Here is a 13,454-nt window from a genome sequence, read left to right on the forward strand (position 1 = left end):
TCGCAAGAGATTAGGTGGTGAAGCCGGTGGACTCCAATGTAAATCCTCAGCCTACGGACGCACATATACGCATATCACATGAAATACATCGAGAGCTGATCCGGCGGAAGTTTACTCAGCGGCAGCGGGATATTATTGATTTTGTCCTCACGCTGAGCTGGGGATGCGGGAAGCCATCGGCTAAAATTCCTATGCTTAAACATTTTGAGCTATGTGGTGTCCGTAAGGAACATATCAAAAAGGAACTAAAAAAGCTGGTTGAAAATCATGTGCTGTTTTGGGACGAGCATATGAATGTGTTCCAGATCAATAAGCACTATGACATGTGGACTGTCGATGTGGTGGAGCGATATGACTCCAAAATGATGAACGACTTAATCAAAATTAACATTGAAACTCCTACCCCAAATCTCGGCAAACCAGTTACTAAAAAAGTAACTGAGTTACCAAAAAAGCAACCGATCCGAGTTACTAAAAAGGTAACTCAGTTACACAAAAGGCAACTGTTCAGTTACCAAAAAGGTAACTCGCCAGTTACTAAAAAGGTAACTGTGAAACGTGATTTTTCCTGTCATACCAAGGGATTTCGGCTCTCTAAAACAATATTTAAAGCAATTATTAAAAAAACCACTACTACATCTTTAGATACTGTACAGGAATTAGATACAGAGCAAAGGGGTGGGGGACGAGGGCTTCCTTCGGATCATTCCTTTGGCTATATCTACCGCGCTTACGAAAACAATTTTGCAGATACAGGGAAAGTCACCCCGTTTGAAACCGAAGACTTGGGAGCCCTTTTCGACGATTACGGTGGAGAATGGCTTCTGAAAGCCATGAGGGAAGCCGTTCGACAGAAGAAAAAGAGCTTGGCTTATGTACGTGGCACGCTGGAAGGATACCGTAAACGCGGGGGACCGGAAACGGAACGCCGAATGGATCGGGCTTCACCGGCGGAAGCAGAAATTCGGGAAGACGACCCCATTACGATCTTGATGAGAAAGGCAGATGAGCAGCGACTTGCTGAATACGGAGTTACTTGAGGCTGAAATTTTAGGTTCCTTTTTTCGAGATCCTTCTCTTGTGAGCGAAGTCGCCGTAACACTAGAGCCAAGCTTATTTACACAACCTTGGCATCGCAATCTGCTGAAAATGATATTAGAGCTACATCGGACTGAACAAGAGCTGTCTATGACTATGTTGGTGACGGTATTCGAAAAGCATCTTGAAAAGGTGGGTGGAGTTTCTTACCTGTCTAAACTGGCTAGCTCTGCCGTTGCAGTTTCAATGCTGGAGCAGAATATCAGGAAGCTCATCGAAACCGATGCTCGTCGTAAAGCGCTGGATTTGGTCGGTGAATACCGTGATAAATTTTTGGATTTGTCGTCAGGCGGGTTTGAGGAATTACTGGATGAATTTGAACAGCGCTCACTGGATATTCGGCCTAAAGCATTGCGAAAGGATACGGCGGTTGACGACATCATCCAGTGGTATGAGGACTTGGTACTTAAAACGCAAGACCCTTCCCGAGCACTTGGTATTATGACAGGCTGGTCAGCATTGGACCGACTGACGCTAGGGTTCCAGCGTACTAACCTGGTTGTCATTGGAGCTCGAACTAGCATGGGGAAATCAGCTGTTGCCAATGAAATTAAGATGCGGGCCACCCAGCGGGGACATAAGGTTGCGGACTTTAGCTTGGAAATGTCCAAGGCGCAGATTTATAACCGGATGATCGCTAATCTGTGCAGCATTCCTCTGCAAGCTATACGTTCAGGGCATCTGAAGCCGGAACAGATTGAGCGTATTTCTATGCAGATGGAGTTTCTGCGGAAAATTCATATCGATGATAGCCGTGGTGTGACCGCGGAGTACATTTGTTCTGAAATGCGCCGATTGAAGCGGCAAGAAGGACTTGATTTGGTCATTGTAGATTACTTGCAAGAAGTAGTTGAGCCTGCTGAACGAAACGACAACAGCGGTTCTGGGTTGCACAGGGTTTGTCAGAAGCTACGGAAGGCGGCAAAAGACTGTGATTGCGCGTTGATCGGTTTATCACAGGTCAAGCAGGATGTGGAGAGTCGGCAGAATAAAAGGCCATTCGTTTCAGACTTATCAGGCAGTGCGGCAATCAGCGCAGTTGCTGACGATATCCTTCTGCTGTACAGGGACGAATACTACAACCCTGACACATCAGACCCGGGTATCTTGGAAATCAACCTCGCAAAACAACGTAATGGTCCTACTGGAGTGGTGAAGCTCAAATTTGAGAAAGACACACAACAAATCGCTTAGGGGGGGAACAGACATGAAACAGGGGAAACGACTCACCAAGAAGCAAAAGATTGGATTGCTAAAGGCCAGACCAGGAGTGACACTGGACAACTGGGTCTCAGAACGGGAAACAGCAGATGGGGTCGTGCTGCTAAACAAATTCTCAGGGAAGCGGTGGCTGTTAAATAAGCACTATGGGGCATTGCAGCCATACAAGGTACGAGCCTGATGCAGCCGTCATGTTGGACGCGCTGGAGCGTCTATGAGTACATGAAACATCGGTTTGTCAGTACTGGACAAGTTCCGAATAAATCGGAATTACTTGAGGAGCTGCCGGACATCGATCAGACCGAACTGATCGAAGGGATGGCCGAATTTCGCCTGATTCTTGGTGACTGGCCTATCGCTGGAGGTGACAGGTCATGCAGCGCCAGATAAAGGACCCGATGTATCAAACTCAGTTAAAGCAAACTGTACGAGACCGAAGCGGCAGGGTGATAGGCGAGGTATTTGTCCTTGAACACAGTATGTTGCTGGTCAAGCAGTCACGTAAGCGTAAAAAGAGGGGGAAGCAGCTTTGAAGATCATGGGGATTGACCACGGCACGAATTTTGCTGGTTGGGCCACAATGCGAAATGGTAAGCCGATAGACTTTGGATTAAGGGACTATTCGTCAATAGCAATGCCTGGTGTTTTGGACGCCATCTACCAGGACACATTCCGGCTGATCGAGCAGGAAGAACCGGAATTGATTGTACTGGAGCGTCCAGTTCACTTTAAAAATGCCAACAGTGTACTAGCACTTGTAGGGGCGTATACTTCTGTTTCCTTGGCTGCCCTGCATTTGGACAAGCCGATTGTGGGCATCCGTCCTTCAGAGCTCAAAATTCAGACTGGTAAAGGGAATGCGGATAAGGAGACAGTCGCCATGGAAATGCAGATGTTGTTCGACCTCGACTATGACGAGATCGCCATTCCTGTCCTATACAAGAAAAACGATCCACGGGGCAAGTACAAAATCGGGGACATAAGGGAACGTCTTTTTGATCCTTCAGACGCTATCGCACTTTGCTGGGCCTATCATCAAAATTTCATTAAGGGAGTGGCTTAAAGATGAGCTATATAAATTTCAAAGGTACGGTTAAAAAGATCAATCTCAAGTCATCGGAAGAAACGGAAATTACCATCAGTATCCCAGCTTCTGAGCTAGACGGCCAATATAATACGCTTCAAAGCATGTTGGAGCTTAAAGTTATCGGAGGTCTGGATTCACAGATTGTCACGTACAAAGTTTTGAAGAATGCCAGAACGGGCAAGCCAATCACGAAATACACCGTGGATGATGGTGGTGTGGTTTCTGTAGCGAAGCTAGAAGGGGAACAGCTCTCCATGGATCTCGGGCTTCCTCCTGAGAAAGTGGAGGTTAAAGCCGATCCAGAGCAGATTGACCTTGAAATTATTCAGGACTTTATACTCAGCGGCCTGGCGCCACGCTTTGACGACATGCAGTATGACTTTGTGGAAATTACAGAGCGCTTGGCCGGTGGGGACACTTATCTGAAAATAGCTGCTGATATCGGTATGGGTGTGGGCGTGTTTGTGGTTATGGTGGATGAATACCGGAAGCGGGTCGCGCCAATGGCCGCCAAGTGGGATGAATGGCGCAAAGGCCAAGTCAATACGGAACCGCCGAAAGATGGGGAGCCAGTAAACAGTCAGCAAGAAGAACAACAAAATGACGATCAGCCGGAAGATCAAGAAGGTGCTAATAATGATCCGTCCGAGCAGACTGGAGAAAATGAATCTGAGGACGACAACAAGCCAAAAGACGACTCAAATCCTGCTACTGACACAGATTCCGAACCGGTAGTCGATAAGGATGAGCTTGAAAACTACATTTTGAAGGCTCGTCCAACCTTTGAGGACATCGCTTTGGATTTCCCTACATTGCTTCAGCAGCGCCGGGAAGAGGGCAAGACTTGGATGCAGATTGCAACAAGCATTGGCCTGACCAGCGGCCAGCTCACTACCAAATGGACGGCTTACAAGAAGATGGTTGCCAAACAAATGAAAAATGGTGGAGCGGCGTAAGCCGACCCTTTAATAAAGCAGCGTGGCCCCCGTTTCCATCCGGGCTGCGGCGGCTACCTGCATTCTATAAACGGAACATACGATCTTATTTCATCCCGAAAGGAAGAGTTTATATGACTCTTAAAGCGAGTGAAATTCATGTTGGTAAGCAATACGTACTGGTGGAATCTCCTTTTAATGCAGCAGTTGTAAAAGTGATTGAAGATCAAAGCGGAGAAAATTCGGGGTTAGGACGTTCTAAGCAGTGGGTTGGCTGGAGGGTTCGAGTTGAGAAGAATATCGGTGGTATCGAACATCCTATCGGACATGAATTTAACTGTGGTTGGGATGAGGAGTACAGTCATTATTCCTCATTGGCGTTCTATACCTATGATGATTCTGCAAAAGGCCAAATTCGCGAGGAACTTGATAAGCTGCTCCCGCAGATCAAAAAGGTTACTCATATGATTACTGATGCAGAGGAAAGTTGGACTGACCATTACAACCGAAATGATCCAGAAGACCTGTATTTACGCAGCATGTTTTATCGCATCGGTGACATGTTGGATGATGCGAACCGATTGCTGGTTCAGACGTTTGCCGAAGTTGTCGATGAAGGCGAACTGATAAAGCAGCCGAACGGACGCTACTCCTTGCATGGACGTGAACTTACTTCCGGCGAGCCTATTGAATATCTTGCCACGGATGATGATGGTGATCGGTGGGTGCTGTCTCGGATTGGTCATAATGGTCAGGACTATTGCCTAGAAACTGATCGTAATTTTTCGTTGGAAGAGCTGCGCATTCGGATTAAATATATCCCGCGTTGAGAAAGGAGGGTGTTGGTCTTGGCACAAATAAGAATTGTTGAATTGGATAAAGCTCTCAAGAACGTATCAGATGAGCATGTTGGAGTTTCTGCTGAAGAACTTAACAAGGCAGAATACTTGCTTTCGATAAATCCCGAGATGATCAGGATAATTGGAGACTATGAATTTGCTGTAAAGTCCAGCATTTCTCTGAGTAGTTATGAGAGTTCTAAAGGTTATGTTAGGCAAACGAGGGCCACTATCCTTAAATATAAACGTCCAGAGTGGTACTTCCTGTACAAAACGCTCTCTAAAATTATACAGACTTCCATCAATAACGTAATTAACCCATACGAGCGAACTATATTGGAACTTTTGTATATCAAAGGTGCGAGGTACCTTGTAGCGCAGTCATATATGGGGAAAGGTTACCGGAACGACATCTACCCAATTAGTGGGAGTACGTTTGCTGAACGCAGAAGGGCAGCGATAAAAAAGATAGCTCATAGCTTCCAAATACTCGGCTTGTTGGATTTGGTTCAAGCTGAATATCAAATTGGAGAACTGTCTAACTTGCAGTTTTTAGAGTTGAGACCAAGGTGAGCTTGTATGAGTCAGATTATAGGGGCTTTCCCCCTTTGGAGGTGTGAACCTTGGTAAATGTTAACGCTGCGATAGAGCAGCTACTGGATATGCGTTTGGAGCTGGATGATACGATACGATTGCTCGGTTTTGACCCGGAAGCATTGGACCGTCAGCAGGCAGGGACGAATGAGCGTGTTTTGCTTCATTTACAGGATATCTACGATGTATTGGATGCTCCGAAACCAAATGGGGACTACGCGAAGCAATTGGTGCAAGAAACGATGAAAATTGCAAAGGAAGAGATGTGATGCTATTCCTCTTCCACAAAAATACAAACACCCCCGCATTCCTTGACCGGGCTCGCGGGGGCACTAATAGTAAATATATTCCTCCTGACATTATATCATATGACAAAGGGGAATGAGGGGAATGGCAATGGTGTGGGAGCAAGGGGAGCTCTTCGCAAAAGCAACTAAACAGGAGATCCAGCGGACAAAGTTCCTGCTCGAAAAATATACAGATATGGTTGCACTTATGAAGGACTTCGAGCAGTTTGAGCAGGAGCTTCAGCAAGTAGGTATTGATGGCGAAGCAGCTCGCCGCATCGATCAGACTGATTTGCATGCAGACAAGACAGTCAACGCCACGATTCTGATCGAAAAGCAGCGTTGGGTCTACAGCAGGTATGATTTTTATACGAGGCAGCTTCGTCGGGCGCACGGTCTTATTAAGGATGATGACGCTCGTAAAGCGATAGAATACCGATATATTCAGGGCTATACCTATAAAGAGACACTGCTTTTCTTCCGTCGCAGTCTCAGTGATAGCACTATCCGACGTAAACTTGGTGAGGGTACTGAGAGTATGGCAAACACCTTAAAACTCATGGGTTATTTTGAACAGGATGATGCGGAATTTTGATTAAATAGTAAATTTTCATACACAAAAAAGAAGCAGTAGTTGTTCAATCCGCTGCTTCTTTTTTTATACCAGAATAATTAATCTTTATAATCAGATGAACTATCAGCATGATTTCTCTTTTGAAAAATTAACTTTTTAAAATCAGTTACATTTCCAACCGTGTTGTCTTGTTTATACCAAAGAAAATCATTCTGTTTAGAAAAAACAAATCGGTCGGAGTGCAAACCAGTGTAACTATTTAAAATAGCTAAATTTTCTTTCGATGAGACGTTGTAAAAAGGCGGCATTTCTTCAAAGCGACCTAGTAGGGTAATCCGACTACTTAAAGGAACGCTAACTTCTGTGTTTAAAAGGCTGTGACCGGGTGAAGACCAGATTCCTCGATCTTTTTGTATAGTCCAATGGAGGCTAACTGGATTATCTGAACAGATGAAATCACCGACCTCTGGCGAGGAATAGGCTACAGTCCAATTTCTTGCACCAAGAGGATGAAGGATAGCATCTACTGCATTAAGTAAAAGTTTGACACGTGTATTGTTGTCAAAAGAAATATTATATTTATTTCCGGAAATAAATTCTTTTAGTTCTTCATACGATACGTTTTCATTGACTTCTTCCCCCGCATTTTTCATGCTTTGTTTGATGCTCTCATAATGCTCGGGTGATGCGACAATCATTTGTGCATAAAGATGAGATATCTCTTCTAGTGGCATGATGGAGTGATTCATCCTCGCTGGCGTTCTTTGGGATAACAATGCTATGTAATTGATTAACCAGTTATAATCCTCATCGTTTTCAGGAATTCTGTGGTTCTTACAGATTTTTTTAATGATAGGTGCGGCAGCATCCTCGATTACCTTAAACATGTCTTCCATTACGTCGGGCTGTGTATTAGGTAAATTCACGTTGTAAAGTTTTTTTTCATATCCAACACTTTCTGGGACAGCCTCACGCTGTTTTCCCGTGGTCTGGTCAAAGACCCATAATGGGCTTTCCCTGGTTCCATCCTGGGTGAATAAAGAAAGATGAAATACTGGAACGAAGTGGTGCCTTACCTTTGTCATAAGAAGCGTCCTTCCGTGGATGAATTAAGTTAAAGTAAATTATTGAATCACTTCTATTCTCACATTGTTTTATCCTGCTAGATATATTGAATAAAAAGTAACTGTAAGTTGCCTGTAATATGAACGCCACATGAAGGCTTTCTCATGATATATTGATAGCGTGGAAATGAAGGGAACACGTGAAGGGCTGGCGAATGCGCTGGTCCTTTTTTGTTGCCCACATTATTATTCATGGCACGCGCAGGCAACAAGGAACCAGTTAACCAGCGGAAACATGAAACAGCCTGGTCAGAACCTTTGCGCGGTTCAATTCCGCGCGAGCGTTCCTTCTACCTATTAATTCCAATCACTTTATTGATGATATATACAGAATAAGGGGGAATTATTAATGGCTAGAAGACGGAGAAGAAAACAGAAAAATTCTATCGAAGAGGCTATTGCAGGGATTGCATTAATAGCCCCGTTTTTCTTTATCTACTCAGTTACGGGTTCAATCGGTGCCTCTGTTTTTGCATCTTTTGTAGTAGTAGCAATGGTTATAGGATTTATCTTTTATCGTCAAATGGCTGCTGCAACAAGGCTGCGTAATTCTGGAATTGCTGAAATTGATAAAATGGATGGTCATCAATTCGAAAAATATTTAGGACATCTATTCAGAGCTCAAGGATACAAAGCTGAGGTTACACAAGCTTCTGGAGATTACGGTGCCGATCTGGTTCTTACAAAAAACGGTCAGCGTATCGTAGTTCAGGCGAAACGGTACAGTAAAAATGTTGGGCTTAAAGCGGTTCAGGAGGTTTACGGTGCGGTAGCACATTACCGTGCATCTTCAGCATGGGTCGTGACAAATAGCGATTACACTGAGCAAGCATACAGACTAGCAAGATCCAATAACGTTCGTTTGATTAACAGGGAACAACTTATTGAAATGATTCTGCAGGTTAAGCAAAGGAATTCTGCAACAAAGAAAGCAGGATAGAAGCGAGAAAGGGAGGAATTCAAAGAATGAATAGACTGAATTCAATTTTTGAGTGTATTCACTGCTTAACTTATTTGACGTTCATTTCTAGCGATCAGTAAAATGGTCTTGTTCTTCGTCTTTAGTAACTAAGTACAAATGCTTTTATACAACAGCGTAGCGTTTTGCATCTCGCTTACGGGAATAGTCCCAATCGCTGTTTCTTATTTCGGGTTTTAAATAAGCGCCTTAGTTCATTTGGTGCTGTAAATACATAGGCAGATACAAGTCACTCATTTGGGTGGCTTTTTTTATTGCCTTGAAAGGTTTGAATGGTTTGAAGAAGAAGCAAAAGAAAGGAATTTTGCTTTACATGAAAGGCCCACCAAAACAGCCGAAGAAGTGCAAATGTTGTGTTTGGGGTAGATGGGATGGGGTTAAACAGTTTTGTTTGCGTCCGTGTGTTAAAGAGGAAAAACCTTCCTGAATGTCGAATTGTGGTTTCAGGAGGGGGATATAATGAATTGGAATGATTGGTTAAGTATTATAGCGATTGTATTTTCAATAGTGGCATTTATGTTCAGTTGGAAGTGGTCTACTGACTCTTCGAGAAGTTTAGAGGAGATAAGACGTGTTGCTGAACAAATAAACCAAAGTGTGGATTTAAGAACGAGAGATATCGAAAAAAAGGTCGAGGATAGGACGCGTGAAATTGAGAGAAGCGTGGACTCAAAAACAGACAAAATAGCTACGGCCATTGAAACTAGAGTTAGCGATTTAATTAAGAGAGCAGCGCCGACAGATGAAGACAAAGCATTTGGAAACATCCTTAATCAAGTTGGGCCTCAAATGTTTCAGGCAATTATGACTAATCCAGATATGCTTAAAATGATAATGGAAAATAACAAAAAAGATTAATGCACCCTAACCGGTGCTTTTTCTTTTACTCTCATACGACAATATGTGAGCTATTCTGAGCTTGCTTTCTATTATACGTAGGAATGCCGGAAGGAGTGCAGATGGAAGCAGAGAGAGGGCATACACACGCTCTGACAGCCTGTTAGCCACCCGCCGAATAGTGGAAACCAACTCAACACAAAGGAATACATTAGATACAGTTGTCGATGGCAATTAGCTTGGTGTTCCATAATGATTCTTCCTCTGTTAGCCGAAATACTAGTTTAAAGGGGGAATATTAAATGGTTGATCAAGATATACAGAAGTATTTACGGTGTATGGAAGAAGTCAAGGCTCGAATTGAAGTGATAGAGACACAAATGCTAAAAACAAATGTCACTATTCTCGATATTGAATTTATATATTTACAACTGAGAAAAATAGTCGAGCTTATTATGTTTTCTTCACTAGCAGCGAATAAAAATGAGTACAGAAAACAATATCGAGATTTCAGAACACACTGGAATGCAAAAAGAATTCTAGAGAATCTCTCTAAAATTAATCCTAACTTTTATCCAATGCCAAGTAGACTTGGGTGTAATAATAAACAACAGGGAATTGTAGAGCCAGTTTCTGAAGGGTATCTTATGAAAAATGATCTGATTAAATTAAATAAATGGTGTGGAGAAATATTACACGCCACAAATCCTTTTCGCAAGGAGAAAGATTATAAGAAATATTCTAAAGAAGTTAGTAATTGGGTAGGTAAAATAGTGACACTACTAAATCATCATCAAGTTCAATTAGTTGATAAAGATTACGAGCTTTGGATAATTATGCAGGAAGAGCAATCTGGGAAAGTCCATTATGCAATAATGAAATTGGTTAACAAATTGTGTCAATCATAGGACTCACAACAACGCTATACAAGCTAAACGATTTTGCTAAAAAGAAAAGAAGGATGTAATTTAATTTGAACATTAAAACCCTCTCAGTAGAGATGATCAACGCAGCAGCATACAACCCACGGGATGACCTTCAGCCTGGTGATCCGGAGTATGAAAAGCTGAAAGCCAGCATCGAATCCTTTGGCTATGTCGAGCCCATCGTCTGGAATGAGCGCACCGGGAACATGGTCGGCGGGCATCAACGCTATAAGATCATGGTTAACGAGCTTGGTCATACGGAGCTGACTGTAAGTGTTGTTGACCTGGATGAGCAGCAGGAAAAGCTCCTCAATCTGGCGCTTAACAAAATTTCCGGTCGATGGGATGAAGAAGCCCTTTATCGATTGCTTGATGATCTGCAGGTGAGTGGAGCTAATCTAGCCCTGTCCGGCTTCGATTTGGAAGAGTTTGAGGATTTAGCCGCAGAGTTTGTTGTGCCACATGATGAAGCTTTGGGCCTTCCGGTTACCGATGATGAATTTGACGTCCAGCGTGCTCTAGATGAAATCAAGGAGCCGGAGACCAGGCGCGGGGATGTGTGGCAACTAGGGCGGCATCGATTGGTGTGTGGAGATGCGACCAATCCTGATGATGTTGCACTTTTAATGGACGGAGCCAAAGCAGCGCTGGTCGTTACTGATCCGCCGTATAATGTGGCTGTTGAGAGTGTTTCAGAGCGTCTGGCCGCTGATGGTCGTAGCAGCATAATGAACGACAACATGCCCGCTGAGGAATTCGCGGGCTTTTTGTATGCCGTTTTTTCAAACTATGCAGTGGTGATGCAGCCTACAGCAGCCATTTATGTGTTTCATCCTTCCTCCTATCAACGTGAGTTTGAGGATGCCATGAATGCTGCAGGCATTGTAAGCAGGACCCAGTGTGTTTGGGTGAAGAATGCGGCCACCTTCGGCTGGGCACAGTACCGTTTCAAACATGAACCAGTCTTTTATGCTCATATGAAAGGCAAATCTCCACGGTGATCGGACACAGACAACGGTATGGAAGGCTGGCCTGCCTGTTGAGGACCCACTCCCCGAGACAGTATGGGAGGTTTCAAGGGGCGATGTGAATAAGTATGTTCATCCCACTCAGAAGCCTCTTGATCTGCTGGCCATCCCAATCAAAAACAGCAGTCAGCGCGGTGACGAGGTTGTCGATTTCTTTGGTGGCAGCGGCTCCACGCTTATGACATGTGAGCAGATGGACCGGACATGCCGGACTTTGGAATTGGACCCGATTTTCTGCGATGTAATCAAGTGCAGATACCAGGAGTTAACAGGCATTCAGCCTGTTTTGGTTAAGCGAAGCGATGATGCGGTATAATGAGACACCATATTTAACTTTGCTGAAAAGTAATCTTGTTAAGCTAACGGGCAGTTTAGTTGAACAAGATAAGTGGAGGTTTTATGTCGCATTTGACGCAAACTGTGAAGGAGGAAGCTGGGAAAATGATAGCTAAGTGTAAAGTGTTGAGTTAACTATCCAGCTTGTTTGTTGATGTCTTTAATGTTTGTGCAGCCTCATCGAGATAGATATCTAAAAAAGTACCATCAGTAAATTTAATAACCACAGCATTAGTAGTGATGGCGACATCTTCAATCGTCCTACCTTTAAGTTTTTCAGGTATAACTTTGAAATTAGTCGATTCCACATTCATCAAATCCTTTCATTGATTACACATCTTAGTAATCGGTAATAAGTATATAAAACCTATATTAGTCTAACATTTCTCATAATAACAGTAAAAGATGAATGATAGAAATACTGAACAGTACGAAGATATTGTGAATAAAAGAAAGCGTGCTTATTCAACTAACGGGAGACGATAGTTCAGTATTAACCACCTCTAATTAGGTGGTTTTTTATGCCTATAAATTCTACCCAAGTTAAACATGCAAAATAAAAAGGAGGACGCAGTAACGTCCTCCTGATCATCCAGGGTATCCCCCGGCTGAGATAGCGGCGCACCACGCGTGGCTTTTCGGATCATCCGCTATCTCGCATTCCAGTATATAGGAAAGCCGAGGGATACCACAATGGGAACAGACAACGAACACCAAGATGCATTACTACAACGTGAGATAGAGATCGTCGAGGGAATCCTCGAATCCAAGGCGCAGTACCGAAAGATTGTTAAGGCTGGTATAGCTCAGTGGGTCAAAGACCTGCAAGCTGGAAATATAAAAATGCGGACGGTCCAGGACTTAGATCGTCTAATTGAGTTGGATATTAAGTTACAGAAGGATGAATTGTAAAAGCACATAATAATCTTGCTATCTGATTCATAAATATGGATTTATTAAACAATAATATGATCTTAATGTAAGAAATATTAAAAACATGGAATCATTTAGTAGTATAAGGAGGTAGTTTAATATACAAATATAGGAGGAATAAGCTTTGAAGAAAAAACATTTTATTGCACCAGCCTTGGCACTAGGTCTAATAGGGGGAGCTATTGCTGTACCCAGTGCGATTTTTGCAGATTCCGATGCTGCTGTAACTGATTCTGCAACATCGTCTGCGGTGACTCAAGATGCCGGTAAAACAACTACTGGCGACCATGTAGTAACTCCAAATGCAACTACTCCACGAATCGAAAATCGCCCAATTAGCGGGACTACGTATTTGGCTGATTTCGACATTAAAGCTAATTATGGTTATGTTAGATTGTACTTGAAAAACACAGGGAAAAAACCGATTTCCTTTACTATTAATCAGGGAAGTCCAGGCGGCAGACAAAAGGCCTCCGGTTCAGTAGAAGCCGGTGACACATACAACGAAATAGTAAATGAAAGCTCTGGTCCATGGGCAGTAGGTACGTTCTATGTCAATTTAACATCAGGATCTGCTCCCATGGAGGGACAACTCGGAGTTCGTATTAGTACCGATACAAATTTTTAAATATAGCTGCTGGGAAAGCGAGCCAATC

Annotated in this window: 20 protein-coding genes; 18 read left to right on the plus strand and 2 right to left on the minus strand. The window is 43.3% G+C overall.

Features of this window, described 5'->3' with window-relative positions:
• The first annotated feature begins 26 nt into the window (after positions 1-26).
• From ACN6NF_RS02325 to ACN6NF_RS02375, 11 genes are all read left to right on the plus strand, one after another.
• Positions 27-1,040 (plus strand): replication protein, encoded by a 1,014-nt coding sequence (locus tag ACN6NF_RS02325; protein ID WP_474314766.1) that lies wholly within the window; start codon positions 27-29, stop codon positions 1,038-1,040.
• Positions 1,006-2,292 carry a replicative DNA helicase gene (locus ACN6NF_RS02330; RefSeq protein WP_474314767.1) on the plus strand — a complete coding sequence of 429 codons (1,287 nt, stop codon included), beginning with the start codon at positions 1,006-1,008 and terminating at the stop codon, positions 2,290-2,292. The genes ACN6NF_RS02325 and ACN6NF_RS02330 overlap by 35 nt, the downstream gene beginning before the upstream one ends.
• A 13-nt stretch (positions 2,293-2,305) precedes the next feature.
• The gene (locus ACN6NF_RS02335) at positions 2,306-2,500 is read left to right on the plus strand and encodes a DUF6906 family protein (RefSeq protein ID WP_013372040.1); all 195 of its coding nucleotides are present in this window, start codon (positions 2,306-2,308) and stop codon (positions 2,498-2,500) included.
• Positions 2,500-2,709: an HMG-box domain-containing protein gene (locus tag ACN6NF_RS02340; RefSeq protein WP_064796756.1), complete on the plus strand. Its 210-nt coding sequence runs from the start codon at positions 2,500-2,502 to the stop codon at positions 2,707-2,709. Before ACN6NF_RS02335 ends, ACN6NF_RS02340 begins: the two co-directional genes overlap by 1 nt.
• The gene (locus ACN6NF_RS02345; RefSeq protein ID WP_193217078.1) at positions 2,694-2,852 is read left to right on the plus strand and encodes a hypothetical protein; all 159 of its coding nucleotides are present in this window, start codon (positions 2,694-2,696) and stop codon (positions 2,850-2,852) included. Before ACN6NF_RS02340 ends, ACN6NF_RS02345 begins: the two co-directional genes overlap by 16 nt.
• A gap of 5 nt (positions 2,853-2,857) precedes the next feature.
• Positions 2,858-3,382 carry a crossover junction endodeoxyribonuclease RuvC gene (locus tag ACN6NF_RS02350; RefSeq protein WP_241113520.1) on the plus strand — a complete coding sequence of 175 codons (525 nt, stop codon included), beginning with the start codon at positions 2,858-2,860 and terminating at the stop codon, positions 3,380-3,382.
• Positions 3,383-3,384: 2 nt separating this feature from the next.
• The gene (locus tag ACN6NF_RS02355; RefSeq protein WP_474314773.1) at positions 3,385-4,362 is read left to right on the plus strand and encodes a hypothetical protein; all 978 of its coding nucleotides are present in this window, start codon (positions 3,385-3,387) and stop codon (positions 4,360-4,362) included.
• 113 nt (positions 4,363-4,475) lie between these two features.
• On the plus strand, positions 4,476-5,171 hold the full coding sequence (locus tag ACN6NF_RS02360) for a DUF5348 domain-containing protein (protein WP_256715629.1): 696 nt from the start codon (positions 4,476-4,478) through the stop codon (positions 5,169-5,171).
• Between the two features lie 18 nt (positions 5,172-5,189).
• Positions 5,190-5,753 (plus strand): hypothetical protein, encoded by a 564-nt coding sequence (locus ACN6NF_RS02365; RefSeq protein ID WP_474314775.1) that lies wholly within the window; start codon positions 5,190-5,192, stop codon positions 5,751-5,753.
• A gap of 50 nt (positions 5,754-5,803) precedes the next feature.
• Positions 5,804-6,043, plus strand: coding sequence for a hypothetical protein (locus ACN6NF_RS02370; RefSeq protein WP_474314777.1), 240 nt, complete (start codon positions 5,804-5,806; stop codon positions 6,041-6,043).
• 121 nt (positions 6,044-6,164) lie between these two features.
• Positions 6,165-6,656 carry a hypothetical protein gene (locus ACN6NF_RS02375; protein WP_474314778.1) on the plus strand — a complete coding sequence of 164 codons (492 nt, stop codon included), beginning with the start codon at positions 6,165-6,167 and terminating at the stop codon, positions 6,654-6,656.
• Between the two features lie 77 nt (positions 6,657-6,733).
• On the opposite strand, the gene ACN6NF_RS02380 is transcribed toward ACN6NF_RS02375, so the two are convergent.
• Entirely contained in the window at positions 6,734-7,720 is a 987-nt protein-coding gene (locus tag ACN6NF_RS02380; RefSeq protein ID WP_474314780.1) for a DUF4238 domain-containing protein, read from the minus strand.
• 388 nt (positions 7,721-8,108) lie between these two features.
• Between ACN6NF_RS02380 and ACN6NF_RS02385 the strand changes: the two genes are divergently transcribed.
• The 5 genes from ACN6NF_RS02385 to ACN6NF_RS02405 all read left to right on the plus strand — a co-directional run bounded on the left by ACN6NF_RS02385 (position 8,109) and on the right by ACN6NF_RS02405 (position 11,845).
• Complete coding sequence (locus ACN6NF_RS02385; RefSeq protein ID WP_110455536.1) at positions 8,109-8,699, plus strand: restriction endonuclease; 591 nt, start codon at positions 8,109-8,111, stop codon at positions 8,697-8,699.
• A gap of 498 nt (positions 8,700-9,197) precedes the next feature.
• A complete protein-coding gene (locus tag ACN6NF_RS02390) occupies positions 9,198-9,596 on the plus strand; it encodes a hypothetical protein (protein WP_076294472.1) in 399 nt (132 codons plus the stop codon).
• Positions 9,597-9,877: 281 nt separating this feature from the next.
• On the plus strand, positions 9,878-10,483 hold the full coding sequence (locus tag ACN6NF_RS02395; protein WP_474314783.1) for a hypothetical protein: 606 nt from the start codon (positions 9,878-9,880) through the stop codon (positions 10,481-10,483).
• Positions 10,484-10,575: 92 nt separating this feature from the next.
• Complete coding sequence (locus tag ACN6NF_RS02400; RefSeq protein ID WP_474314785.1) at positions 10,576-11,502, plus strand: DNA methyltransferase; 927 nt, start codon at positions 10,576-10,578, stop codon at positions 11,500-11,502.
• A gap of 85 nt (positions 11,503-11,587) precedes the next feature.
• Entirely contained in the window at positions 11,588-11,845 is a 258-nt protein-coding gene (locus ACN6NF_RS02405; RefSeq protein WP_474314787.1) for a DNA methyltransferase, read from the plus strand.
• Between the two features lie 151 nt (positions 11,846-11,996).
• On the opposite strand, the gene ACN6NF_RS02410 is transcribed toward ACN6NF_RS02405, so the two are convergent.
• Positions 11,997-12,173 carry a hypothetical protein gene (locus tag ACN6NF_RS02410; protein ID WP_167669709.1) on the minus strand — a complete coding sequence of 59 codons (177 nt, stop codon included), beginning with the start codon at positions 12,171-12,173 and terminating at the stop codon, positions 11,997-11,999.
• Positions 12,174-12,558: 385 nt separating this feature from the next.
• Between ACN6NF_RS02410 and ACN6NF_RS02415 the strand changes: the two genes are divergently transcribed.
• Together ACN6NF_RS02415 and ACN6NF_RS02420 are read left to right on the plus strand one after the other, a co-directional pair.
• Positions 12,559-12,777, plus strand: a complete 219-nt coding sequence (locus ACN6NF_RS02415; protein WP_474314788.1) for a hypothetical protein — start codon at positions 12,559-12,561, stop codon at positions 12,775-12,777.
• Positions 12,778-12,922: 145 nt separating this feature from the next.
• On the plus strand, positions 12,923-13,426 hold the full coding sequence (locus ACN6NF_RS02420) for a hypothetical protein (protein ID WP_474314789.1): 504 nt from the start codon (positions 12,923-12,925) through the stop codon (positions 13,424-13,426).
• The last annotated feature ends 28 nt before the right edge of the window (positions 13,427-13,454 follow it).

This window comes from Paenibacillus sp. TSM33 (assembly GCF_056099025.1).

What these genes read in the sequence shown, in the direction of transcription:
- ACN6NF_RS02335 (WP_013372040.1), top strand. Translation starts at nt 2,306, where the DNA reads ATGAAACAGGGGAAACGACTCACCAAGAAGCAAAAGATTGGATTGCTA.
- ACN6NF_RS02400 (WP_474314785.1), top strand. Translation starts at nt 10,576, where the DNA reads ATGATCAACGCAGCAGCATACAACCCACGGGATGACCTTCAGCCTGGT.
- ACN6NF_RS02355 (WP_474314773.1), top strand. Translation starts at nt 3,385, where the DNA reads ATGAGCTATATAAATTTCAAAGGTACGGTTAAAAAGATCAATCTCAAG.
- ACN6NF_RS02345 (WP_193217078.1), top strand. Translation starts at nt 2,694, where the DNA reads ATGCAGCGCCAGATAAAGGACCCGATGTATCAAACTCAGTTAAAGCAA.
- ACN6NF_RS02360 (WP_256715629.1), top strand. Translation starts at nt 4,476, where the DNA reads ATGACTCTTAAAGCGAGTGAAATTCATGTTGGTAAGCAATACGTACTG.
- ACN6NF_RS02330 (WP_474314767.1), top strand. Translation starts at nt 1,006, where the DNA reads ATGAGCAGCGACTTGCTGAATACGGAGTTACTTGAGGCTGAAATTTTA.
- ACN6NF_RS02390 (WP_076294472.1), top strand. Translation starts at nt 9,198, where the DNA reads ATGAATTGGAATGATTGGTTAAGTATTATAGCGATTGTATTTTCAATA.
- ACN6NF_RS02350 (WP_241113520.1), top strand. Translation starts at nt 2,858, where the DNA reads ATGGGGATTGACCACGGCACGAATTTTGCTGGTTGGGCCACAATGCGA.
- ACN6NF_RS02385 (WP_110455536.1), top strand. Translation starts at nt 8,109, where the DNA reads ATGGCTAGAAGACGGAGAAGAAAACAGAAAAATTCTATCGAAGAGGCT.
- ACN6NF_RS02375 (WP_474314778.1), top strand. Translation starts at nt 6,165, where the DNA reads ATGGCAATGGTGTGGGAGCAAGGGGAGCTCTTCGCAAAAGCAACTAAA.
- ACN6NF_RS02415 (WP_474314788.1), top strand. Translation starts at nt 12,559, where the DNA reads ATGGGAACAGACAACGAACACCAAGATGCATTACTACAACGTGAGATA.
- ACN6NF_RS02395 (WP_474314783.1), top strand. Translation starts at nt 9,878, where the DNA reads ATGGTTGATCAAGATATACAGAAGTATTTACGGTGTATGGAAGAAGTC.
- ACN6NF_RS02380 (WP_474314780.1), bottom strand. Translation starts at nt 7,720, where the DNA reads ATGACAAAGGTAAGGCACCACTTCGTTCCAGTATTTCATCTTTCTTTA.
- ACN6NF_RS02340 (WP_064796756.1), top strand. Translation starts at nt 2,500, where the DNA reads ATGCAGCCGTCATGTTGGACGCGCTGGAGCGTCTATGAGTACATGAAA.